20 protein-coding genes and 1 pseudogene are annotated in these 22,547 nt (G+C 66.8%); 12 read left to right on the top strand and 9 right to left on the bottom strand.

What is annotated here, in order from left to right:
* Positions 1–32: 32 nt before the first annotated feature.
* From N825_RS10580 to N825_RS10555, 6 genes are all read right to left on the bottom strand, one after another.
* On the bottom strand, positions 33–1,568 hold the full coding sequence (locus N825_RS10580) for an AMP-binding protein (RefSeq protein ID WP_037450782.1): 1,536 nt from the start codon (positions 1,566–1,568) through the stop codon (positions 33–35).
* Positions 1,561–2,100 carry a (2Fe-2S)-binding protein gene (locus N825_RS10575; protein WP_051511946.1) on the bottom strand — a complete coding sequence of 180 codons (540 nt, stop codon included), beginning with the start codon at positions 2,098–2,100 and terminating at the stop codon, positions 1,561–1,563. The genes N825_RS10580 and N825_RS10575 overlap by 8 nt, the downstream gene beginning before the upstream one ends.
* Positions 2,088–2,915, bottom strand: coding sequence for an FAD binding domain-containing protein (locus N825_RS10570; RefSeq protein ID WP_037450780.1), 828 nt, complete (start codon positions 2,913–2,915; stop codon positions 2,088–2,090). Before N825_RS10570 ends, N825_RS10575 begins: the two co-directional genes overlap by 13 nt.
* Complete coding sequence (locus N825_RS10565; protein ID WP_084164622.1) at positions 2,912–5,929, bottom strand: xanthine dehydrogenase family protein molybdopterin-binding subunit; 3,018 nt, start codon at positions 5,927–5,929, stop codon at positions 2,912–2,914. The genes N825_RS10570 and N825_RS10565 overlap by 4 nt, the downstream gene beginning before the upstream one ends.
* Positions 5,930–6,011: 82 nt before the next feature.
* Complete coding sequence (locus N825_RS10560) at positions 6,012–6,923, bottom strand: helix-turn-helix transcriptional regulator (RefSeq protein WP_037451065.1); 912 nt, start codon at positions 6,921–6,923, stop codon at positions 6,012–6,014.
* 343 nt (positions 6,924–7,266) lie between these two features.
* Positions 7,267–7,863 carry a TetR/AcrR family transcriptional regulator gene (locus tag N825_RS10555; protein WP_198038267.1) on the bottom strand — a complete coding sequence of 199 codons (597 nt, stop codon included), beginning with the start codon at positions 7,861–7,863 and terminating at the stop codon, positions 7,267–7,269.
* A gap of 96 nt (positions 7,864–7,959) precedes the next feature.
* Here N825_RS10555 and N825_RS10550 point away from each other — a divergent pair, with 96 nt between their 5' ends.
* Positions 7,960–8,967 carry a saccharopine dehydrogenase gene (locus N825_RS10550; RefSeq protein WP_037450777.1) on the top strand — a complete coding sequence of 336 codons (1,008 nt, stop codon included), beginning with the start codon at positions 7,960–7,962 and terminating at the stop codon, positions 8,965–8,967.
* Between the two features lie 278 nt (positions 8,968–9,245).
* Here the strand turns inward: N825_RS10550 and N825_RS41005 are convergent, their stop codons facing one another.
* The 3 genes and pseudogenes from N825_RS41005 to N825_RS10540 form a co-directional block, all read right to left on the bottom strand.
* Complete coding sequence (locus N825_RS41005) at positions 9,246–9,386, bottom strand: hypothetical protein (protein ID WP_425423725.1); 141 nt, start codon at positions 9,384–9,386, stop codon at positions 9,246–9,248.
* A 76-nt stretch (positions 9,387–9,462) separates the two neighbouring features.
* Positions 9,463–10,014, bottom strand: a pseudogene (locus N825_RS41000) (transposase); the annotation flags it as partial.
* Positions 10,014–11,252 carry a GNAT family N-acetyltransferase gene (locus N825_RS10540; protein ID WP_051511940.1) on the bottom strand — a complete coding sequence of 413 codons (1,239 nt, stop codon included), beginning with the start codon at positions 11,250–11,252 and terminating at the stop codon, positions 10,014–10,016. The pseudogene N825_RS41000 and the gene N825_RS10540, both read right to left, overlap by 1 nt.
* Positions 11,253–11,444: 192 nt before the next feature.
* Between N825_RS10540 and N825_RS38815 the strand changes: the two genes are divergently transcribed.
* The 11 genes from N825_RS38815 to N825_RS10485 all read left to right on the top strand — a co-directional run bounded on the left by N825_RS38815 (position 11,445) and on the right by N825_RS10485 (position 22,431).
* A complete protein-coding gene (locus N825_RS38815; RefSeq protein WP_157619098.1) occupies positions 11,445–11,942 on the top strand; it encodes a P-loop NTPase family protein in 498 nt (165 codons plus the stop codon).
* Complete coding sequence (locus tag N825_RS10530; RefSeq protein WP_051511936.1) at positions 11,939–12,295, top strand: hypothetical protein; 357 nt, start codon at positions 11,939–11,941, stop codon at positions 12,293–12,295. The genes N825_RS38815 and N825_RS10530 overlap by 4 nt, the downstream gene beginning before the upstream one ends.
* Positions 12,296–12,301: 6 nt before the next feature.
* On the top strand, positions 12,302–12,955 hold the full coding sequence (locus tag N825_RS10525) for a helix-turn-helix domain-containing protein (protein ID WP_037450774.1): 654 nt from the start codon (positions 12,302–12,304) through the stop codon (positions 12,953–12,955).
* Between the two features lie 108 nt (positions 12,956–13,063).
* Positions 13,064–13,963: a class II glutamine amidotransferase gene (locus tag N825_RS10520; protein WP_037450770.1), complete on the top strand. Its 900-nt coding sequence runs from the start codon at positions 13,064–13,066 to the stop codon at positions 13,961–13,963.
* 197 nt (positions 13,964–14,160) lie between these two features.
* Positions 14,161–14,655 (top strand): protein glxC, encoded by a 495-nt coding sequence (locus tag N825_RS10515; RefSeq protein ID WP_342666020.1) that lies wholly within the window; start codon positions 14,161–14,163, stop codon positions 14,653–14,655.
* Between the two features lie 15 nt (positions 14,656–14,670).
* The gene (locus tag N825_RS10510; protein WP_037450764.1) at positions 14,671–16,014 is read left to right on the top strand and encodes an FMN-binding glutamate synthase family protein; all 1,344 of its coding nucleotides are present in this window, start codon (positions 14,671–14,673) and stop codon (positions 16,012–16,014) included.
* 109 nt (positions 16,015–16,123) lie between these two features.
* Positions 16,124–17,425 carry a type III glutamate--ammonia ligase gene (gene glnT / locus N825_RS10505; protein ID WP_037450762.1) on the top strand — a complete coding sequence of 434 codons (1,302 nt, stop codon included), beginning with the start codon at positions 16,124–16,126 and terminating at the stop codon, positions 17,423–17,425.
* A 22-nt stretch (positions 17,426–17,447) separates the two neighbouring features.
* On the top strand, positions 17,448–18,710 hold the full coding sequence (locus tag N825_RS10500) for a sarcosine oxidase subunit beta family protein (protein WP_037450760.1): 1,263 nt from the start codon (positions 17,448–17,450) through the stop codon (positions 18,708–18,710).
* A gap of 1 nt (position 18,711) precedes the next feature.
* Entirely contained in the window at positions 18,712–18,957 is a 246-nt protein-coding gene (locus N825_RS10495; RefSeq protein ID WP_037450757.1) for a sarcosine oxidase subunit delta, read from the top strand.
* Positions 18,954–21,905, top strand: coding sequence for a sarcosine oxidase subunit alpha family protein (locus N825_RS10490; protein WP_037450754.1), 2,952 nt, complete (start codon positions 18,954–18,956; stop codon positions 21,903–21,905). Before N825_RS10495 ends, N825_RS10490 begins: the two co-directional genes overlap by 4 nt.
* Positions 21,898–22,431 carry a sarcosine oxidase subunit gamma gene (locus N825_RS10485; RefSeq protein WP_037450751.1) on the top strand — a complete coding sequence of 178 codons (534 nt, stop codon included), beginning with the start codon at positions 21,898–21,900 and terminating at the stop codon, positions 22,429–22,431. The genes N825_RS10490 and N825_RS10485 overlap by 8 nt, the downstream gene beginning before the upstream one ends.
* The last annotated feature ends 116 nt before the right edge of the window (positions 22,432–22,547 follow it).

Below are 22,547 nucleotides of genomic sequence, written 5' to 3'. Positions count from 1 at the left end.
GATTGATTTCTTCGGGTGGCGTCTTGGGGATTTTAGGAGGATCCCGACTCCAGCCGGTATTCGCCGGCCTGGAGCTTCCGGCGGAGGATCTTGCCGACCGGCGATTTCGGGACCTCATCCAGGAACACGTATTCCCGGGGACGCTTGAAATTGGCGAGACCGGAGGTACGGCAGTGGGCATCCAGCGCCTCGGCGTCAATGCCGGAACCGCGTCTGATGAAGGCCACGACCTTCTGTCCCCAGCGTTCGTCCGGCAGTCCGGCCACGGCCACTTCGAGCACGCCGTCGCACAGGGACAGCACGTTCTCGACCTCGACCGGCGACACGTTCTCTCCGCCGGTGATGATCATGTCGTCGACCCGCCCGGTGACGAACAGGTCGCCGTCCGCGTCGAAGCTTCCGGTGTCGCCGGTGAAATACCAGCCGGCATGCAGCGACTTGGCGTCGGCGTCCGGGCGGTTGAGATAGCCCTCGAACGCCTCGTCGCCCGCCAGATCGGCGACGATCTGACCTTCCTCGCCGAGGGCGGCCAAGGCCTCCGGATCGCTGGACCCGAGCTTGATCACCCGGATGCGCTGGTTGAGCGCCGCCTTGCCGGCGGCGCCGGGCTTCGACGCGGCCTTCTGGTTGATGGTGAAGGTGTAGACCTCCGACGAGCCGTAGTGGTTGACGAACAACTCCGGACGGAACGCCCGCTCCACACGCCGGATCAAGCCGTCGGTCATCGGGGCGCCGGCGAACCCCAGCTTCCGCACCGACGAGATGTCGGTCTCGGCGAAGCGGGGATGCGCAAGCAGGTCGTGATACAGGGTCGGCACGAGATAGAGGCAGGTGAGCTTTTCCCTCTCGATCAGGCGGAGGGCTTCCGCCGCGTCGAACCGGGGCAGGCAGGCGAAGCGGCCGTCGATCAGCGCCATGGATAGCAGGGAGCGGACGCCCATCGTATGGTAGAGCGGCATCACCCCAAGCGTGCGCTCGGCGAAGGCGTAGCGGTTCTGGGCGACGTGGGCGACCGCCGCGGCGCGTTCCGCCCGGTGCCGGCGCGGCACGCCCTTCGGCTTGCCCGTGGTGCCCGATGTGTAGAGCAGCAGCGACAGGTCGTCCGCCCCGGCACGCGGCGATGCCGCCGCCGGCCGGTTCTCCAGCAGCCGGGAGAAATGTGTCGCGGATCCAGCACGTCCGTCGCCGACAGTCACCTGGGGCAGTGCCGAGGCGGCGGCCGATCCGGCGACCGCGTCTGCCGAGACATCCTGGAAGACGATCAGGCGGGCGGACGCGTTGGGCAGGATGAAATCCAGTTCCTCCGCCTTCACGCGCCAGTTCAAGGGTGCCACCATGATCCCGGCCATCTGGCAGGCCCAGTGGATCGTCGCCATTTCCCAGGTGTTCTGGAGCGCCGTGGCGACGCAGTCGCCACGCTTGAGGCCGAGATCGTCGAAGGCGCCGACGATCCGGAGAACCTTGTCCATCCAGCCGGCGTAGGTCAGGCGGACATCGCCATCGACGAGGGCGGCGGCGTCGGGACTGCGTTCGGCGCTGGCGAGGAAGCTGCGGCCAAGGTCAAACATGGCCCGGCTCCTTTCGGCCGGACGCGTCTTTGGCGTCGGCGTTCCCGGAGGCTTGGCCGGTCACGTCCATCACCGCCCGGACGATACCGGCATAGCCGGTGCACCGGCACAGATGGCCGCTGAGCATGTCGCGGAGTTCCGTCTCGGTCGGTTTCGGCACGCGTTCCAGATAATCGGAAAGCGACATCAGGATGCCAGCGGTGCAGAAGCCGCATTGCAGCGCGTGGTGACGGTTGAAGGCGTCCTGAAGCGTCGTCATCCTGCCGTCGGGAGCAAGACCCTCGACGGTATCGACCCTCCGTCCATCGGCCTGCACGGCGAGCGTCAGGCAGGCGCGGGCGGCGACACCGTCCAGGCGGATCGTGCAGGCGCCGCAGACGCCGTGCTCGCAGCCGACCTTGGTGCCGTGGGCGCCGAGTTCATGGCGCAGGAAGTCGCTCAGGAGCATTCGGGGGCTGGCATGGCCCGTCCGGGTCCCGTCGTTCAGCGTGATGGTGACAGGGTGTTTGGTTTGCGCGTTCAGGCTTGGCATGACCGGGCTTCCTCTATGACCAGGCGTCCGACACGGCGGACCAGATCGCGGCGGTAACGGGCGGTGGCGTGCTGGTCGTCGTCGCCGCCAAGTTCCCAGGCGAAGGCGTTGAGCGCATCGTCCAGCGCGTCGCCTTTCAGGATCGGCCAGTTCCTCGCGACCGGCCGGTCGCCGACCCCGCCGACGGCGAGACGGATGCGGTCGGCGTCGACCACCGCGGCGCAGGCGGTGATCGCGAAATCGCCGTGACGCATGGCGACTTCGCGGAACGCGTGGCCGGCGCCGGGTTTCGGCAACCGAAAGCGGACGGCCTCGATCATCTCGTCGGGCTTTCGAAGCGTGGTGAGCGGACCGATGAAGAAGGTTTCGGCCACCACGGTCCGCCGGCGGCGGGCGGACCGCAGCACGACCTCGCCCTCCAGCGCCACGAGGCACAGCGGGATCTCGGCGCTGGGGTCGGCATGGGCGACGGAACCGCAGACGGTGCCGCGGTTGCGCGTCTGGAAGTGTCCGACCCAGGGTAGGGCGCCGGCCAGCAGCGGGGACCGGGTCGCCAAGTCGGAGCTCGCCATCAGGCCGGACTGCGTGACCGAGGCGCCGACGGCGAGATGACCATCCCGCGCGTCGATCTTCCCCAGCTCGGCGATGGCGGAGACATCCACGATGATCCGTGGCTGAAGCAGGCGCATGTTGAGCATCGGCATCAGCGATTGTCCGCCAGCCAGGATGCGGGCCTCGTCGCCATGTTCGGCGAGGGCGGCCAGCGCCTCCTCCGCCGAGGCGGCGCGCAGGTAGTCGAAGGGTGCGGGTTTCATGGCCGGAGCCCCAGAAGTCTCAGGAGACGGGTGAGAAGGGAAGGGGAGGTCTCGACCGCCGCCGGGCCGCCGGCCCGGGCGATCAGCCGGTCGAAGAACTGGCCGATCAGCATGCGGGTGGCGCTGTCCAGCATCCGCCCGCCGACGGCGGCCACCTTGCCGCCGACGGCGGCGTCGTAGCGGTAGACGACGCGCGTGCCGTCGGCGGTGGCCTCCAGCGTGACGTGCCCACTGCCTTCGCCGAAACCGAGCGCGCTCGATCCCCGGCCGGACAGCGTCAGCGCCCTGGGCGGGTCGAGATCGGTGAGTTCGACCTCCGCGAGGTAACGCGCCCGCACCGGGCCGATACCCACCACCACCTCGGCCCGGTAGGCGTTGGGGCCGGCGAGGTCGAGCGCGTCGCAACCGGGCAGCAGCGCCGCCAGCTCCTTCGGGTCCAGCAGGATCGCCCAGACCTGCTCGGGAGAGGCTGGAACCGTGCGGGTGCCTTCTCCCTGGAGGCCGCGCCCGCCGGCGATCGCGGGCGCTTTCGGCGGTGCCGCGTCCAGGCTGGCGGGCCTTGCTACCTCCGGCTTTTCGATCAGCGCCGCGATGCGCGCCGGGGTCAGCGGCAGGGTCGATATGTCCATTCCCAGGGCATCGGCCACCGCATTCGCGATGCAGACCGGCGTGCTCATGGAGTTGCCCTCGCCGACCCCTTTGGCGCCCAGGGGCGTGAAGGGTGACGGCGATTCCCGGTGGAGCATGACGGGGACCGGGACTTCGCAAGCGGTCGGGACCAGATAGTCGGCGAAGGTGCCGGACAGGAACCTGCCGTCCGAGCCGTAGGCGTATTCCTCATACAGCGCCGTTCCCACGGCATGGGCGAAGGCGCCCAGGATCTGACCCTCGACCATCAGGGGGTTCAGGATCCGGCCGGCGTCGTGCATAGTCACGTATTTGTCGATCCGCACCTGCGCCGTGACCGGGTCGATCTCCACCGCGCAGATGTCGAAGACGAAGCCGTAGCAGGCGGAGCTGTTGATGATGTCGGCCTCGGTCGGCGCCTTGAGCGGCGGCGGGGTCCAGAACGCCGTCTCGCGGAGTGCCGCTTCCGTGCCGTCGGCGAGGGTGCCGGGCGACCAGTGGCCGGCGGCGGCGACGCGGGAGAACGACAGGCTGTTGTCCGGGTTGCCGGCGGCGAAGACCCTGCCGCCCGCGAAGCGGATATCCTCCGGCGTCACGTTCAGCTGGGATGCCGCCAGCTTCGCCAGTTTGTCGCGCAGGCGGGTGGCCGCGATATGGGCGGTACCCGCGACGGCGCCGGCGAACCGGCTGGAATAGTTGCCGGCGGCGATCGACCAGGCATCCTTCGCCGTGTCGAACTCGGTGTTGACCGCGATGTCGCCGAGCCGCAACCCGAAGACCTCGGCGACCACCTGCGACAGGACGGTGCGGTGTCCCTGTCCCTGCGGAGCCGAAGCGACAGTCACCGTCACGCCGCCGGTCGGATCGACGGAAACGGTGGCCGATGCCTGCGCCCCGTTCTTCGGACCAGCCTTACGGCGCTCATCCGCCGTCAGAACCGTGGTGATGTAGCCCATGTTGGAGATCGACGGCTCGACGATGGCGGCGTAGCCGATGCCGTAGAGCCGGCCTTCCGCCCGCGCCTTGTCGCGGCGCGCCTTCAACTCGTCGAGGCCACCATCGGTGGTCGCCGCTTCGACCGCCGCCAGGAAGTCCCCTGAGTCCAGGATGCCGCCCGATGCCGTCGTGTAGGGCATCTCCGCGGCCGGCACCAGGTTGCGCCGGATCACGTCGAGCGGGTCCAGGCCCAGCGTCACCGCGATCCGGTGCATCAGGCGCTCGATCGCGAAGTAGAGCTGCCCGCCGCCGAAGCCGCGGTTGAGGCCGGTCGGCGTCTTGTTTGTCACGGCGAGCCGGTTGACGACGTCCAGCGCCGGAATCCGGTAGGCTCCCGTCAGGTTGCCATGGTTGCGGTAGAGGGATGCTGGCTCGGGCGCCCGCAGATAGGCTCCGACATCGTCGGTCTGCTCCATCCGCAGGCCCAGGATCCGGCCATCGCCGGAAACCGCCGCTTCCAGGTCGGTCCGGCGGGCGGTGGCCGAGGTCGCGGCCATCAGGTGTTCCAGCCGGTCCTCGACCCATTTGACGGGACGGCCGGCGACCCTGGCGCAGACGCCCATGATGACGATGTAGGGGAACACCGCCTGCTTGTTGCCGAAGCTTCCGCCCGAGTTGGGCGGCAGCTTGAGCCGGAGCTTCGAACCCGGCACCTTGAGCGCCTTCGCCATAACGGGATGGATGGCGAAAGGCCCGGAGAAGTTGGACAGGACCTCGTAAGCCCCATCCGCCTGATCGTAGTCGGCCATGACCACGAAGCACTCCATCGGGGTGCAGGAGTTGCGGGGATACTGGACGGTGGTGGAGATCCTGTGCTCGGCGGCCTCGAAAGCCGCGTTCACGTCGCCGTAGCCGAAGGGGCGCGTGTTGACGATGTTGGAGCCGACGGCGGGGTGGAGCGGTTCGCCGTCGCCCGACAGCGCCTGATCGATCGACATGACGACCGGCAGCGGGCGGTAGCGAACCTCGATCCGGTCGAGCGCGTCTTCGGCCAAATAGCGGTCGTCGGCCAGCACGACGGCCACGGGCTCGCCGGGATAGCGGACGCGGTCCACCGCCAGGCACCAGTGTTCCATCGGCGCGCGGACGCCGACCAGGAACGGTGCCGCGAAGCGCTTCGCGTCCTCGCCGGTCACGACGGCGGCGACGCCCTTCATGGCGCGAGCCGCCTGGACATCGATGCCCAGGATTTCCGCGTGGGCGTGGGGCGAGCGGAGAATGGCCGCGTGCAGGGTGCCCGGCTTGATCGGAAGGTCGTCGGTGTACCGCGCCTGTCCCGTCAGGATCGCGGCGTCTTCCAGCCGTGGGATTGGTTGCCCGATCAATGCCGCCGAAACCGGTGCGGCGGCGGCGGGCGCGAGCTCGCTTGGAGCCTTCGTCAAAGCCGTCATTGTTTTCCTCCCGTTGCCGGCAAGCTACAGCGGGAGGCTCGATGGGCTGTTATCGGACAGTCTCGGGAATTACCCTACGGTCTCATTTTGCGTCATTCCGGGTCCCGGGAACCGGTCCCGCCTCGGCGATCAGGTTGACCACGCGCCGGTATTCCGTCGGCGTGACACCCTGGTTGTGGCGGAAGAACCGGGTGAAGTGGCTGGGTGCCGCGAACCCGAGCCGACCGGAGATATCGGCTATGGAGTGCTCCGCGTCGGCCAAGTCGCCAAAGGCGGCCTCCATCCTGAGCACATTGAAGTAGAGCGCTGGGGTGATGCCCAGTGTGCTTTGGAAAAGCCGGAACAGGTGCGCCCGCGACAGGCCCGCGGATCGCGCCACCTCGTCGACGTTGAACTCCCGGCCCGAACCCTCGGGGTCCAGGCTTTCGCGGCCCAGGCTCCCGCGCATATGGGCGACCGCCTTGCGGATGCGGTAATCGCTGGCTGGAAGGCGGGCGGTGCGCTGGGTGGCGATCAGCGAGCGCCATTCCGAGAAGCGTTCGATCACCGCGATCATCAGGTTGAACAGAAGTTCCTCGTGGGACGGGCCGGCGTCGTCGTTGAAGAGCAACTCATCGGCCATCCGGTCCGCCAGCCTTCGGATAGGGGGACTCAGCTCGCCGGACGAATGGGGAAAGAACCCTGGCCTGGCGCTTGCCGTGAACTCCTTCTGCATGTCGGCAAGCCAGCGCGGCTCGATGTAGAGCGCCAGGATGATGCTCGGCGGCGCGCCCGGCTGGTGCGCGTAGGAATGCGGTTCCCAGGCGTTGATCAGCACGGCGGTATCGTCACGCAGGGGACAGAGTTGATCCCGGACCGCGAAGAAGGTGTCGGCTCCGGACGCCTTGATCAGGACGTGGCAGTGCGGGTGCGCGTGGTTGATCAGCACCGCATCCATGTCCAGGAGCGCCACCCGCCCGAACTTCCCCTGGAATATCCTGAGAGCCTTGGACATTCGGCTTTTCCACATGCTGGGGCCGGTTCAGCCGGCCCATCTTCGAATTCGTATCTGTTCGCATATGGTCGTGTCGTGCGGATCCGCGCTGGATGAAATGCTTTTTGAGCGGAAAGAGCCCTGAAACTTGGGAAGGTGACTTACGATCTTCCGACGGCATGTGCGGCTTTCGTTGTTCGCCAATTGCTTGGATACAGAGGACTGGCATGGGAAAGATCTACCTTTACGTGAGAATCGCTTCAAGCTAAGGACCCCTGCTTGCCAGCCAGCGCATCAACGTCACGCGAGACCTCACGAAACCCCCGCGGGGACGTTAAAGAGGGCTGTATACATCTTTAAGATGTCAAGCCGCGCGCAATGCTCCCTCGATCAGTGAGGCGAAGGCCTCGGCAGCCTCCGCCGCGCTGCACATCCCGCGCACCAAGGTGGCCGAGAGCGCTTCGCCCGCGCCAACAAGGCCGACGCAATATCGATACAGTTCGGGCGGCGACAAGGTGCTATGCGGCTTCAAGACGGATACGAACATAGCGACGCTGTTATCGAGCAGTTCCTGAAAGACCGCGGCCTTCTCCTCGCTTCCAGCCATCGCGGCGCCGACCGCGTGAAACTCGTCCGTCATGTCGGCGGCACAGTCGATATAGGCGGCCGCGAGCCTTTTGGCTGTTTCGTCAAGGGTCAGCTGGCTTGTGGCCATTGCTTCGCGAAAAGCATTGACCCGCTCGATGTCAATCCACCGATAAAGCTCGATAAGCAGTCCCGAGCGCGTGCCGAAGTGATCGTAGGCCACCGGCTTCGAAACACCCGCGCGCGCGGCGAGATGACCCAAGGTCAGCCGATCCGCACCCTCCTCGCGGACGATCAAAAGGGCGGTATCCAGCAGCTGACGCCGCCGCTCCGCCGCGGAAAGCCTGCGCGGGGTCGGCCGCCCCGTGTCTTGCACGCTTCTAGCCACTCCATCTCACCCCTTGCAAAAACCTACCAAAGGTAACAAGTCTACCTTGGCTACTGATAGTAAGTTCTTCGAGGAGACTTGGCAATGCAACCAGATTCCATACTGCTCATGGGCGGCTCCGGCGCGATTGGGCGTCAGACCGCACGGTCGTTGCGCGCCGCCCACCCTGACGCGCCGCTTCTGATCGGCGGTCGCGATCTCGCCAAGGCCCGGAAAGCCGCGGCCGAGATAGGCGGGGCGGAGGGAGTGGAGCTCGACCCCACCGCCGACGACCTTGGTCTCGGTGAGCGCCCGGTCAGCGCCGTTGCCGTCTTCTACATGGACCATGCGGTCGCCGGGCTTCGTTTCGCTCAAAAGCGTGGCGTGCCGCACCTGAGCATCTCGTCGGGCGTCTTTGAGATCGCCCCCGAAGTCGCGGCCTACATGCACAAGCCGGACGCCGCGCCGGTCGTCCTCGGCTACGAATGGCTCGTGGGTGCCACGACGGTCCCAACGCTCGAGTTCGCCAAGGCATTTGGCCGGATCGATGACATCGTCATCGGCGCGCTGGTCGACGAGCGGGACACCGGCGGTCCCACGGTCGCCGCCGACTTCGAGCATCTGGCCAGGATGATGCCCGCCGCGCTCACTCGACGCGACGGAAGCTATATCTGGCGCGCCGGCGACGATGCCAAAGCAAACTTCCGCGCCGTCGATGGTACCGAGGTGAAGGCTTCCGGTTTCTCGTCCATCGATGTCGTCGGTCTGGCGACGGCGACCGGCGCGCCGAACGTCCAGTTCAATATTGGTGGCGGGGTCAGTTCCACCAGACGCCGCGGCGAGCCCATGTCGACGGAGATCATTGTCGAGCTTACGGGGACAGATCAAGAGGGACGACCGCTTCGTACCCGTCATGCCGTGATCCATTCGGAAGGGGCCGCACCGCTGACGGGGCTCGGCGTCGCCATGCTACTCGAACGGCTCCTTGGGCTCGACGGCGATCGGCCAACCCCGCCCGGTCTCTACTTCCCGTACCAATTGCTCGATTCCGCCGCCTATCTCGACCGGCTGAAAAGAACCGCCGGGTCGATTGTGAAGTTGGAGGTCGGGTGATGCGGCAGACGATCGACGGAGCGGGAGAACCTCAAGCATCGCGGAGCATGGCTGGAGTTCTGAGCGAAACGGATGATTCTCCCGTGGCGCGATCGTTTCCAGTTTCATGTGACGCGCTCTTTGGGCGACCCATTCATCGTTTTGTTCGAGGAGGACCGCGCCGACGAGGCGGGTGATGGCCGATTCTTTCATGTCATGCAGGCTAGGACATCCGTTTCGGCCTCGTCCAGCAGGGCCGCCAGCTTGGGCGGCTTCGGACGGATCTGGTCGGCGGGCCTTTAGGCGATGTCCCGAAGGGGCGGTACCTGGCGCCACTGGGCTAGGGCGGCGGCTTCGTCATCCTGGGCGGAGGCGGTTCCGACCAAGGCGGCCACGACCCGGCGCCCACCGTTGCCGGCGTGGGGGAGGATGTCGCGCATGACGACATAGGCGCGGCGAAGCCAATTGGACGCGACATCTCCGCCATGGGGCCCGGAAGACCTTCGACACGGCGGCCTTGATGCCCTCGTGGGCATCGGAGATCACGTCCCTGGACTTGATCCGGGGATTGACACCCGAAAGGCCCCGGCGCTTGAGCTTGCGCGGGAAGTCGAGCCAGAAGGTCTCCGCCTCGGAACAGCCGATGTCCATGCCCAGCACCTCGCGCCGGCCATCGGTGTTCACTGCCACCGCGATGGTCACGGCGGCCGAGCCGATGAGCCTGTTCTGGCGGACCTTGATGTGGGTCGCGTCGGTCGAGAGATAGGGCCACGGCTACGACAGCTTCGCTGTCGCTCAACGCTTTAACGGCCGCGCGGTCCTTCGATGGGACGCGTCAGGAAGGCGTTGACCCGCTCGTCCTTGGTCGCGGGGCCGCGCTTCGCACAGCCGGCTGACCTGGCTCTTGGAGATGCCGGACATGCCCATGGCCTTGACCAGATCATCGACCGAACGGGTCGAGACGCCCTGGATGTAGGCCTCCCGGATCACCGCCGCGGCGCCTTCTCCGCCATCCGGCGGGGCTCCGGAAAGCCGGGGAGGCAAGCCGCCCTTGCCCACCGCGATCATCAACTCCCTCGCGCGTGCCCCTTGTACACTGACGCGCCCCATCGCTTGGCCGCCTTATAGAGGGACTTCGCGTTTTCCCTCGCACGCCGACGCAGCCGCTCGGCGCCTCCGACGGTCTCGATCATCGCCGCTCTCGCGGGCCTGGTGTCGATCAGGAGATCGACTATGCTCAACCGTTCCGCCCAGCAGTCCGCCACAAAACCGACATCCCGATGATTACAGGAGTCGGTGACGACGATCGAGCGATCATCGAGAAGAGCGACGGTAACTTCGTGGAGCAGGAGAATCCCCGGAGCGAACTGGCGCAAGCTCTCGTCGAAGGATATCCGCCAAGCGAAGCAGGCCGCGCCGGATCGCAACTCCACGCTCATGGCGATGGCGCGTCCGTCAAGGCGCAAGGCATGAATGGCGACCAGATCAGCCTCCGCGAGATCCGCGATCATGGCGCGCGCGAAAGCGGTCGATTTCGCATCGTTGAGGATCGCGCTGCGACGTTTTCCCTTCCAGCCCGACGCTTCGAGGAGCAGGAAGTCCTCGAACGCGGAGCGAACCTCATTGGAGGAGCGATGACTTGTCGTCGTGACCGCGCCCATCAAAGCCAGACGCTTCCGCAATTGCTGGTACCTTCTGCGCCGGTTCCCCGAAAGTGACCGACCGAGGTAGCTTGATCCGGTGAGATCCGATTGCAGCTTGGCCCTCTTCCGGCGCTCGATGACCACCGCCCGGGAACCACGGGCGGCTAGCGCGCCCCGCAGCGCGTCGGCCAATGGTCCCTCATCCATCATGTCGCCCGCCAACAAGAGCTTTGGCAGCTTCGGATCGAGGGCGATCCTGTCGAACAGGGCGGTGAAGACCGCACTGGCATACTCGGTATCAACGACAGGCGCGCCGAAATAGGCATACTTGCTGATTGGCGATTTGAGGATGCGGATCGGAAGACCAGATGGGGAACGCCCCACCGTGACGACCCAGACGCCCAGAAGACGCGGCGGTTTGTCACCGCCCATATCACCGGCGGTGACATGCCAAGCCATGAGAACCCGAATATCGATGCCGGTGGAGCGATCCAGAGCCAGTACCACCGCCGGCTCCATGAAGACGTTCGGCACCGCCGTGCGGGAAACCAAGTCGCGCCACGCGTCTCCGGCTTGCGCGAATTCGTCCACATCGACGACCTCGACACGGATATCGGTCGTTCCGAGGGATGGCGGGCAGAAAAGTCCGATATCGTCTCGCACCGTTTCCTCCCGGAAAATGCCATCCGTCAGGTTCTCCGATCATGGCTTAATCCAGCTTCTGAAAGGCATGGACTACGGAAGAACCCGGCACGTACGCTAAAGAAATAAATCCGCAAAAGTCAATTCAATTCAACTAAAATTATTTGGAGGTATATCTGGAAGCAGGGTTGCGATTAATGAAAAGTGACGTTGATGACCGTCACTCTTCACGATCCCACTTCAGCATCGGTTCGGAGCGGTGACATTGTCGGATGTCGTTTACCAGGTAAACGGGGTCGTGAGACTGGTCGCCCTCCTGCCCGTCCAATCCCTGTTCAACGCCTCTTTTTTGATGTAACCCTGAGGGAGGGAGCCAATCATGAGGGTCTGGCCAAACTCGACTATCACGCCATCGACATCAACGACGCACCCGACGAGATCGAAAAGCTCACCGGGTGCGATCTGGTGGTGATCGACACACCGAACGCGGTCCAGGCCCACCGGGACGCCGTCATCCAACCGATCGGTTTGGCCGATTTCATGCTCCTGCCCACCGGCATGTCTTTCGACGCCCGGCGCTCGTCCATACCCTGGATGGGCGTCATGAAGCATTATGGCAAGGAGGCCGCCTTCGTCATGAACCGGGTCAAGCGTGGTACGGTGGCGTTCCGGGATGCCAAGAAGTTGTCGCTCAAGGAGGGCCGCCGATGATAGCCATCGCGAAGGCGGTCGAGGAACGCAAGCTGGTCGAGGAGGAAATCCCCCCCTCCTACTCGGTGGCCTATCAGTTGACGACCCTGACGGTCGAGGAGATGAAACGGGCCCGGCAATCCGGCATCGTACGTCCCGATATCGGGTGCGAGAACATCATCGATTTCAAGCGTTCGCTCAGAGCATCGAAGCCGTGCCAGGACAACCTGGATCTCCGTCGCCTCGAGGCGCGACGGGAGCGCCTGCGTCAAGCCTTGATCAAGGTCGAGAACAGCATTCGCCTGCTGGAGGGAGATGGCGATAGGCTTGGCGCCGGTGACGACGAGCAAGGACCCCGATCGGGAAGGCGGTGACTTTCAATGACCGACGAGACCACCGAACAGGGCGGCGACGCCGCCGACGGATTGACGACCGGCTCCAGCGCTCCGGACGCTCCCGTCCGCACGCTGGAGCAGGCGCTCGGCTCGCAAATCCGGTCGATGAGGCGGCAATTCGACCTCACCGCGTCGGAACTCGCGGCCAGCGCCGCGATCTCCAAGGGCATGCTGTCCAAGATCGAGAACGGCCAGATCTCCCCATCGCTTGGCACTCTCCAATCGATCGCGGCGGCGCTCAACGTGCCGATCTCGGCACTGTTCGCCTCGTTCGAGGAAAAGAGCGGCTGTTCCTACGTCCGGGCGGGGCAGGGCGTCATGATCGAACGCCGCGGCACCAAGGTGGGCCACAAGTACGAGCTTCTCGGTCACACGCTGGGCGGCAAGGTCGGGGTTGAGCCCTACCTGATCACGCTGAAGGAGGATGCGACACCTTACACGGCTTTCCGCCACGCCGGCGTCGAGTTCATCCACATGCTGTCGGGTGAGATCGTCTACCGGCATGGCGACCGCAGTTTCAGGCTCAGTCCGGGGGATTCGCTGCTGTTCGATAGCGGAGCGGCCCATGGACCGGAAGGTCTGACCTCCCTGCCGGCCACTTACCTGTCGATTATCATCTTTCCCAGCGACATCGATTGAGCCTTATCGAAGATTTTCCTGATACGAAAATCTTGTTCTTGTTAGTTGACAGGTGGTTTTAGCCCGGTTTACATGATCCGCACGAATCATTCGAGCCGGGAGCCCCGCATGTGCGGCATCGTCGGACTATTCATCAAATCCCCGAAACTCGAGCCTGAACTCGGCGCCCTGCTGGCGACGATGCTCGAGGTCATGAGCGACCGCGGTCCGGACAGCGCCGGCTTCGCGGTTTACGGCGACGGTCGTTCCGACAGGGTCAAGCTGTCGCTGCACGCCCCTGGCGGCGCCGATTTCCAAGCCATCGCGGCCACCCTGGAAGGGCAGGTCGGAACCAAGGTCGGCGTCACGATCCGGTCGAGCCACGCCATCCTCGAGGTTCCGGCCGAGCGGGAAACCGCTCTGCGCGACGCGCTCGGCCAGGGCTACCCCCTGGTCACCGTCGTCGGCACCGGCGCACGGATGGAGATCTACAAGGAGGTCGGCCAGCCGGCGGATGTCGCCCGCCGTTTCGACTTGTCCAGCATGGCTGGCACCCACGGCGTCGGCCACACCCGGATGGCGACCGAGTCCGCCATCACGACGGCGGGCGCCCATCCGTTCTCGACCGGACGCGACCAATGCCTGGTCCATAACGGGTCACTGTCCAACCACAACAGCCTGCGCCGGACCTTGCGCCGCGACGGCGTCGCGTTTGGCACCGACAATGACAGCGAGGTCGCCGCCGGTTATCTGACGTGGCGGCTGCGGCAGGGCGACAGCCTGAAGCGGGCCCTGACATCGTCGCTCGACACGCTCGACGGCTTCTACACCTTCGTGGTCGGTACCGAGTCCGGTTTCGCGGTCCTGCGCGACCCGATCTCGTGCAAACCCGCCGTCATGGCTGAAACCGACGATTATGTCGCGTTCGGATCCGAGTACCGCGCCCTGGCCGATCTGCCCGGGATCGCCCGTGCCCGTGTCTGGGAACCGGAACCAGCCACCGTCTATTCATGGGAGCGCGCCGCGTGACAGCGCAGGATTTGACGATAGATCTCGCGTCCACCACGCTCCGCCAGCTGAATCAGGCGCTGCATCGGCTGGCTCCCGATACCAACCAGCGATACTGGCGCGTGCTGAACCCAAGGGGCGGACACGCCTTGGCCGCAGGCCTGGATGCACCCGTTAAAGTTGAAATAGATGGTCATGTAGGATACTACTGTGCCGGCATGAACAAGCTCGCGACCGTCATCGTCAACGGCAACGCCGGTGTCGGCGTCGCGGAGAACATGATGTCGGGTCTCGTCCATGTCCGGGGCGACGCCAGCCAGGCGGCGGGTGCAACCGCCCATGGCGGCATGCTGGTGATCGACGGCAACGCCTCCGCCCGATGCGGCATCTCGATGAAGGGCATCGATATCGTGGTCAAAGGCTCGATCGGCCACATGTCGGCCTTCATGGGGCAGGCGGGGACGCTGACCGTGCTGGGCGACGCTGGCGAGGCGCTGGGCGACAGCCTCTACGAGGCGCGCCTGTTCGTGCGCGGTTCCGTGGCGAGCCTCGGGGCCGACTGCGTCGAGAAGGAGATGCGCGACGAACACCGCGCGGAACTGGGCGCCCGCCTGGAGGCCGCCGGTCTCGCCGGGACCGTCGATGTCGCGGAGTTCCGCCGCTACGGCTCCGCCCGCCAGCTCTACAACTTCCACATCGACAACGTTTACTGACGCGATCGGCCAGTCATGACCCAAGATCGGATCCCGCGCCCCAGTCCCCATACGGTCCCCCGCAAGTCGGCGACCTTCGACGATTACACCCTGTCGGAAATCCGGCGCGCGGCCGCGACCGGCATCTATGACATCCGGGGCGGCGGCGCCAAGCGCAAGGTGCCACATTTCGACGACCTGCTGTTTCTGGGCGCCTCGGTCAGCCGCTACCCGCTGGAAGGCTATCGCGAGCGGTGCGGCACCGATGTCGTGCTGGGTTCGCGCTTCGCCAGCAAGCCGATCGACCTCAAGATCCCGATCACCATCGCGGGGATGAGCTTCGGGTCGCTGTCGGCGCAGGCCAAGGAGGCCCTGGGGCGCGGCGCCTCCGCCATGGGCACGTCGACCACCACCGGCGACGGCGGCATGACGGCGGAGGAGCGCGGCCACTCGACCAAGCTGGTCTACCAGTACCTGCCGTCGCGCTACGGCATGAACCCCGACGATCTACGCAAAGCCGACGCGATCGAGATCGTGATAGGGCAGGGGGCCAAGCCGGGCGGCGGCGGCATGCTGCTCGGCCAGAAGATCTCGCCCCGGGTCGCCGCCATGCGGACGCTGCCGGAAGGCATCGACCAGCGTTCCGCCTGCCGCCATCCGGACTGGACGGGACCGGACGACCTGGAGATCAAGATCCTGGAGCTGCGCGAGATCACCGACTGGGAAAAGCCGATCTACGTCAAGGTCGGCGCCGCCCGCCCGTATTACGACATCGCCCTGGCGGTCAAGGCGGGTGCCGACGTGGTGGTGCTCGACGGCATGCAGGGTGGCACGGCGGCGACCCAGGAAGTCTTCATCGAGAATGTCGGCATCCCGACGCTGGCGGCGATCCGCCCGGCGGTCAAGGCGCTCCAGGACCTCGGCATGCACCGCAAGGTCCAGCTGATCATCTCCGGCGGCATCCGCAACGGCGCCGACGTCGCCAAATGCCTGGCCCTGGGCGCCGACGCCGTCGCGATCGGCACGGCGGCGCTGGTGGCGTTGGGCGACAACGATCCGGCCTACGCCGATGATTACGCGGAGTTGGGCACCGTCCCCGGCGCCTACGACGACTGGCACGAGGGCAACGATCCCGCCGGCATCACGACGCAGCGGCCGGAACTGGCTGCCCGCCTGGACCCGGAGAGGGCAGGGCGCCGGCTGGCCAACTACCTGTCGGTGATGGCGCTGGAGGCCCAGACCATCGCGCGGGCCTGCGGCAAGAGCCACGTCCACAATTTGGAGCCGGAGGATCTGGTGGCCTTGAGCATCGAGGCCGCCGCCATGGCGGGCGTGCCGCTGGCCGGCACGGACTGGATACCGGGACGCGGTCCCTTCTGAGACGGGACCCGGCACCGGGGGACGACGAGACGACAACGATAAGAAAAGCGCCACCAGAGCGGGCCACCGAAAGCCGAATGTTCAGGCGTCATCAGATACGGGGAACCTCATGTCGATCGATCTCACGGAGGCCGCCAAGGAGCGCGGTATCAAGTTCTTCCTGGTGTCCTACACGGACCTGTTCGGGGCGCAGCGGGCCAAGCTGGTGCCAGCGGCCGCCATCGGCGGCATGGTCAAGGGCGGGGCGGGGTTCGCCGGCTTCGCCACCTGGCTCGACATGTCACCGGCCGACAGCGACCTGCTGGCGATGCCCGATCCCGACAGCCTGATCCAGCTGCCTTGGAAGCCGGAGGTCGGCTGGCTCGCCGCCGACCTGTGGATGGACGGGGAGCCGGTCGAGCAGGGGCCGCGCAACACCCTGAAGCGCGTGATGGCCGCGGCGGCGGGGCAGGGGTACCAGCTGCGGACCGGGGTCGAGTGCGAGTTCTTCCTGACCACGCTGGACGGCAAGACCGTGTCCGACAGCGCCGACACCGCGACCAAGCCGTGCTACGACCAGCAGGCGCTGATGCGGCGGTTCGACGTCATCGCGGAAATCTCCGAGGCCATGTCGTCACTGGGCTGGAACCCGTATCAGAGCGATCATGAGGACGCGACCGGCCAGTTCGAGATGAACTGGGAGTATGACGATGCCCTCGTCACCGCCGACCGCCACGCCTTCTTCAAATACATGACCCGCGCCATCGCCGAGAAGCATGGCTTCCGCGCCACCTTCATGCCCAAGCCGTTTCCCCAGCTGACCGGCAGCGGCTGCCATGTCCACCTGTCGCTGTGGCGGGACGGCCAGAACCTGTTCAGCGACGCAGAGGGCGAGCTGGGCCTGTCACGGCTGGGCTACCAGTTCATCGCCGGCGTGCTGAACGAGGCGACGGCGTTGTGCGCGATCACCAATCCGACGGTCAATTCGTATAAGCGGATCAACGCGCCGGTCACTGTCTCCGGCGCAACCTGGTCGCCCAACACGGTGACCTATTCCGGCAACAACCGGACCCACATGATCCGCATCCCCGGTGGCGACCGGTTCGAGTTCCGGCTGCCCGATGGCGCCGCCAACCCCTACCTGCTGCCGGCGGCCGTGCTCGCCGCCGGCCTGGATGGCATCGCCAACCGGCTCGATCCGGGCAAACGGCTCGACATCAACATGTACACCGACGGCCACACCGTCACCGACGCGCGCAAGCTGCCGCTCAACCTGCTGGACGCGCTGCGCGGACTGGAGCGCTCCGAGGTGCTGCGCGGCGCGCTGGGCGACAGGTTGATCTCAAGCTTCCTGAGGCTTAAGGAGACGGAATGGAACTCCTATTCCCGCCACCTGACGCAATGGGAAATCGACAACACGCTCGACTGCTGAGCCTCCAACTCCGAACGGGACCATGCGGTATTCGATCCTCTCCGTGATCGCCAACGCCATCGCGGGCCAGACGCTATGGCGGCCGGCGTGGCGCGACGCCGAACCCAAGCCAGCCTATGACGTGGTCATCGTCGGCGGGGGAGGGCACGGGCTGGCGACCGCCCACTACCTCGCCAAGGAACACGGCATCCGGAACGTGGCGGTGGTCGAGCGGGGCTGGATCGGATCGGGCAACGCCGGGCGCAACACCACCATCATCCGCTCCAACTATGGGCTGCCGGGCAACATCCCCTTCTACGAATGGTCCATGAAGCTGTGGGAGGGGATGGAGCGGGAGCTGAACTACAACACCATGGTCAGCCAACGCGGCGTGCTGAACCTGTACCACTCCGATGCCCAGCGCGACGCCTATGCCCGACGCGGCAACGCCATGCGCCTGCACGGCGTCGACGCCGAACTGCTCGACCTCGACCAAGTCAGGGCCCTGCTACCGCTGGCCGATTTCGACAACGCCCGCTTCCCGATCCAGGGCGGCCTGCTGCAACGGCGCGGCGGCACCGCCCGCCACGACGGCGTGGTCTGGGGCTACGCCAGGGCGGCGGACCAGCAGGGCGTCGACATCATCCAAAACGCCGAGGTCACCGGCTTCCTCCGGGAGGGTGGCCAGGAGGGTGGCAAGATCACCGGCGTCGAGACCACGCGCGGCGCCATCCGGGCGGGCAAGGTCGGGCTCTCCGTCGCCGGTAGCTCGTCCCGCGTCGCGGCGCTGGCGAGCTTGCGACTGCCGATCGAATCACACGTGCTGCAAGCCTTCGTCTCCGAGGGGATCAAGCCGCTGGTACCCGGCGTCGTAACCTTTGGCGCCGGGCACTTCTACATCAGCCAGTCGGACAAGGGAGGACTGGTGTTCGGCGGCGACATCGACGGCTACAACTCCTACGCCCAGCGCGGCAACCTGCCGACGGTCGAGGACGTCTGCGAGGGCGGCATGGCCTTGATGCCCTCGATTGGACGCCTCCGCGTCCTGCGGAGCTGGGGCGGCGTGGTGGACATGTCGATGGACGGCAGCCCGATCATCGACCGGGCCCCCATCCCCGGTCTCTACCTCAACACCGGCTGGTGCTATGGCGGGTTCAAGGCGACGCCGGCCGCCGGCTGGTGCTTCGCCCACCTGATCGCCCGCGACGAGCCGCACCCCGTCGCCGCCGCCTACCGGCTGGACCGTTTCGCCACCGGACACTTGATTGATGAGAAAGGGGTCGGCGCCCAGCCGAACCTGCACTGACATGCGCATTCCCTGTCCCTATTGCGGCACCCGAGACGCCCACGAGTTCGGCTATCTCGGTGACGCCACGACCCGCCGCCCCGACGGCGGCGACCCGTTCGATCAGGTCCACATCCGCGACAATCCGGCGGGGCCGCACGAGGAGTTGTGGTACCACGGCGCCGGCTGCCGCCGCTGGCTGGTGGTGTCCCGCGACACCAGGACCCACGCGATCACCGGCGCGCGCTTCGCCAAGGAGCCGGCATGAGCCGCCTCGCCAAGGGTGGGCTGATCGACCGCTCCCAGCCGCTGGACTTCGAGTTCGACGACCGCCGGCTGAAAGGATACGCGGGCGACACCCTGGCGTCCGCCCTGCTGGCCAATGATGTCCGGCTGGTCGGCCGGTCGTTCAAGTACCACCGCCCGCGCGGCATCCTGACGGCGGGCCCGGACGAGCCCAACGCGCTGGTCGAGCTACGTTCCGGCGCCCGGCGCGAGCCTAACACCCGCGCCACCACGGTGGAGCTGTACGACAGGCTGGTGGCGTCCAGCCAGAACCGCTGGCCCTCGCTGGGCCTGGACCTGATGGCGGTCAACCGCCTGGTAGCCCCGCTGCTCGGCGCCGGTTTCTATTATAAGACCTTCATGTGGCCGTCGGCGTTCTGGGAAAAGCTCTACGAGCCGCTGATACGACGGGCCGCCGGGTTGGGCACGGCGTCGGGACTGCCCGATCCGGACACCTACGAGAAGGCCAACGCCTTTTGCGACCTGCTGGTGATCGGCGCCGGCCCCGCCGGACTGATGGCGGCACTGACGGCGGCCCGCGCCGGTGCCCGCGTCATCCTGGCGGACGAGGACTTCCGCCTCGGTGGTCGGCTGCTGTCCGACAACCCCCTAATCGATGACCGGCCCGGCGCCGACTGGGCGGCCCGCGCTGTCGCCGAACTCGCCAGTTTCCCCGACGTGACGGTGATGGCGCGCACCACCGTGTTCGGTGTCTACGACGGCGGCACCTACGGCGCGGTCGAGCGGGTGTCCGACCACCTGACGACACCACCGGCCCACCAGCCCCGTCAGCGCCTATGGCGGATCGTCGCCAAGCGCGCCGTGCTGGCGGCTGGCGCCACCGAGCGCCCGATCGTGTTCGGCGGCAACGACCGCCCCGGCGTCATGCTGGCGGGAGCGGTCCGGACCTACGCCAACCGGCACGCGGTCGCCGCCGGTGACGACGTGGCCGTGTTCGCCAACAACGACGGCGCTTGGCTGGCGGCGCGCGACCTGCTCCGGGCCGGGGTCGCCGTGCGGACCGTGATCGACATCCGCGACACCGTGGATCCGGCGTTGACGGCTCCCCTGAGGGAGGGCGGCGCCCGCGTCCTGACGAACTCGCGCGTGATCGGAACCTCCGGCAAACTGCTCGGGGAGATCGAGGTGCTGGCCGACGGTCACCGCGCCCGGATCGCCGCCGACACTCTGGCGATTTCCGGCGGCTGGTCCCCCACCGTCCACATGACCTGCCACCTGGGCGACCGCCCGGTCTGGAACGAGGAGATATCAGCCTTCGTGCCCGACCGGACGCCTCCCGGCCTATCGGTCGCGGGCGCGGCCGCCGGAAAGTTCGGCCTGTCGGAGTGCCTGTCGGGCGGCGCTGGGGCCGCCATCGCGGCGCTGGGCGACCTCAGCATCCGCGCCACGCTCCCCGCGACTCCCCGGACTGAAGACGAGCCGCGCCGCGTCACCGCCTTCTGGCATGTCGCGGAGTCGAAGGGCGCCGCCTTCGTCGACCTTCAGAACGACGTCACCGCCAAGGACATCGCCATCGCCCACCGCGAGGGGTTCCGCGCGGTCGAGCATCTCAAGCGCTACACCACGCTGGGCATGGCGACCGACCAGGGCAAGACCTCCAACCTGACGGGGCTCGCCATCATGGCGGCGCTGACCGGCAAGGGCATCCCCCAGACCGGCACCACCGTCTTCCGTCCGCCCTACACCCCGGTCGCGATCGGCGCGCTGGCCGGCCATCACCGGGGCCGGGAGTTCCGGCCGACCCGGCTGACGCCCACCCACGCTTGGGCCGAGCGCCAGGGTGCCGTGTTCGTCGAGGCGGGGGCGTGGCTGCGCGCCCAATACTATCCCAAGCCGGGGGAGGCCGACTGGCTGGAGACGGTCAACCGTGAGGTCCTGGCCGTGCGGTCCGGCGTTGGGTTCTGCGACGTCTCGACCCTGGGCAAGATCGATATCCAGGGGCCCGACGCCGGAACGCTGCTTGACCGCGTCTACATCAACGCGTGGTCCACCCTGGGCGTCGGCAAGGCACGCTATGGCGTCATGCTGCGGGAGGACGGCATGGTGATGGACGATGGCACGACTTCGCGGCTGGGGCCGGACCACTTCATCATGACCACCACAACCGCGAACGCCGCCAAGGTGTACCAGCACCTGGAGTTCTGCCTGCAGGTGCTGTGGCCGGAACTCGATGTCCAGCTCGCCTCGGTCTCGGAGCAGTGGGCCCAGCTCTCGATCGCCGGACCCAAGGCGCGCGAGGTCTTGGCCGGGATCGTCGACGCGCCGTTCGACCTGTCGAACGAGGCCTTTCCGTTCATGGCCGCCGGCGAGGCGACGGTGCTGGGCGGCACGCGGGCCCGGCTGTTCCGCATCTCCTTCTCGGGCGAACTGGCCTACGAGATCGCCGTGCCCGCCCGCCACGGCGTCGGACTGGCCGAGGCGCTGCTGGCGGCGGGCGCCACGCCCTATGGCACCGAGGCGCTGGGCGTCATGCGGATCGAGAAGGGCCACGCCGCCGGCAACGAGCTGAACGGCCAGACCACCGCCGCGGACCTCGGGCTTGGCCGCATGATGTCCAAGAAAAAGGACTTCATCGGCCGGGCCTTGAGCCAGCGCCCCGGCCTGACCGATCCGAAGCGGCCGGCGCTGGTGGGATTCCGTCCAGTCGACCCGGCCCAGCGGCTGCGTGGCGGCGCCCATTTCATACCCATGGGCGCGGACGCGGTGGCAGCCAACGACCAGGGCCACATGACCTCGGTCGCCTATTCGCCGACAGTGGGGCACTGGATCGGCCTGGGACTGCTGTCCGATGGGCCGGACCGGATCGGCGAGCGGGTCCGCGCGGTCGATCCGGTCCGGAACGCCGATATCGAGGTCGAAGTGTGCCATCCCGTTTTCGTCGATCCCCAGGGGGACAAGCTCCGTGTCTGACATCCTCCTCGAACCGGGCCTCGAACCGGGCCGCCACGGCATGCCCGACGGCCGCGCCGGTGTGACGGTCCGCGTCGTCACCGGCGTGGCGCTCGCCACCCTCGCGAGGCTAAAAGGGGAGGGCGGAGACGCCCCCGCCATTGATGACGGGATCACGCTGATCGGCACGGGACCGGGCCGCTGGCTCGCCATCGCCGAGGGCCGCGACGGAGTGGACCTGGAAGCCGCGTTGAGGCGTTCGGGCGCCGTCACCGACCAGAGCGACGCCTATGTGGTGATCGACCTGTCGGGACCCGACGCGCGCCGGACGCTGGCCAAGGGCGTGGCGCTCGACCTGCACGCAAGCGTGTTCCCCGTGGGGACTTCGGCGGTGACGGTGATCAGCCACATCGGCGTCACCCTATGGCTTGCCGACGCCGCCCCGACCTTCCGGCTGGCGGTACCGCGCAGCTACGCCGCCAGCTTCGTCCACTGGCTGAAATCCAGCGCCGCCGAATTCGGTCTCGACGTTCAGCCCATCAGATGATCCCGCGATTTCGGCCAGTCCCTCATTCGACGCCTACGGTGAGCGCGATCAGTAGCCTGATTTGCCGCAACTGTTCTGGCAGAATTCGGGATCCGGTGACACGCATGATGCGCGTT

The sequence above is a fragment of the Skermanella stibiiresistens SB22 genome (assembly GCF_000576635.1).
Taxonomy (GTDB): Bacteria; Pseudomonadota; Alphaproteobacteria; order Azospirillales; family Azospirillaceae; genus Skermanella; species Skermanella stibiiresistens.
The sequence above is the reverse complement of the archived record's forward strand: the minus strand, read 5'-3'. Positions and strand labels throughout refer to the sequence as shown.

What these genes read in the sequence shown, in the direction of transcription:
- glnT (WP_037450762.1), top strand. Translation starts at nt 16,124, where the DNA reads ATGTCGATCGATCTCACGGAGGCCGCCAAGGAGCGCGGTATCAAGTTC.
- N825_RS41005 (WP_425423725.1), bottom strand. Translation starts at nt 9,386, where the DNA reads ATGCGCGACATCCTCCCCCACGCCGGCAACGGTGGGCGCCGGGTCGTG.
- N825_RS10575 (WP_051511946.1), bottom strand. Translation starts at nt 2,100, where the DNA reads ATGCCAAGCCTGAACGCGCAAACCAAACACCCTGTCACCATCACGCTG.
- N825_RS10520 (WP_037450770.1), top strand. Translation starts at nt 13,064, where the DNA reads ATGTGCGGCATCGTCGGACTATTCATCAAATCCCCGAAACTCGAGCCT.
- N825_RS10560 (WP_037451065.1), bottom strand. Translation starts at nt 6,923, where the DNA reads ATGTCCAAGGCTCTCAGGATATTCCAGGGGAAGTTCGGGCGGGTGGCG.
- N825_RS10550 (WP_037450777.1), top strand. Translation starts at nt 7,960, where the DNA reads ATGCAACCAGATTCCATACTGCTCATGGGCGGCTCCGGCGCGATTGGG.
- N825_RS10510 (WP_037450764.1), top strand. Translation starts at nt 14,671, where the DNA reads ATGACCCAAGATCGGATCCCGCGCCCCAGTCCCCATACGGTCCCCCGC.
- N825_RS10530 (WP_051511936.1), top strand. Translation starts at nt 11,939, where the DNA reads ATGATAGCCATCGCGAAGGCGGTCGAGGAACGCAAGCTGGTCGAGGAG.
- N825_RS10565 (WP_084164622.1), bottom strand. Translation starts at nt 5,929, where the DNA reads ATGACGGCTTTGACGAAGGCTCCAAGCGAGCTCGCGCCCGCCGCCGCC.
- N825_RS38815 (WP_157619098.1), top strand. Translation starts at nt 11,445, where the DNA reads ATGACCGTCACTCTTCACGATCCCACTTCAGCATCGGTTCGGAGCGGT.
- N825_RS10580 (WP_037450782.1), bottom strand. Translation starts at nt 1,568, where the DNA reads ATGTTTGACCTTGGCCGCAGCTTCCTCGCCAGCGCCGAACGCAGTCCC.
- N825_RS10490 (WP_037450754.1), top strand. Translation starts at nt 18,954, where the DNA reads ATGAGCCGCCTCGCCAAGGGTGGGCTGATCGACCGCTCCCAGCCGCTG.
- N825_RS10515 (WP_342666020.1), top strand. Translation starts at nt 14,161, where the DNA reads ATGAACAAGCTCGCGACCGTCATCGTCAACGGCAACGCCGGTGTCGGC.
- N825_RS10570 (WP_037450780.1), bottom strand. Translation starts at nt 2,915, where the DNA reads ATGAAACCCGCACCCTTCGACTACCTGCGCGCCGCCTCGGCGGAGGAG.
- N825_RS10495 (WP_037450757.1), top strand. Translation starts at nt 18,712, where the DNA reads ATGCGCATTCCCTGTCCCTATTGCGGCACCCGAGACGCCCACGAGTTC.
- N825_RS10500 (WP_037450760.1), top strand. Translation starts at nt 17,448, where the DNA reads ATGCGGTATTCGATCCTCTCCGTGATCGCCAACGCCATCGCGGGCCAG.
- N825_RS10525 (WP_037450774.1), top strand. Translation starts at nt 12,302, where the DNA reads ATGACCGACGAGACCACCGAACAGGGCGGCGACGCCGCCGACGGATTG.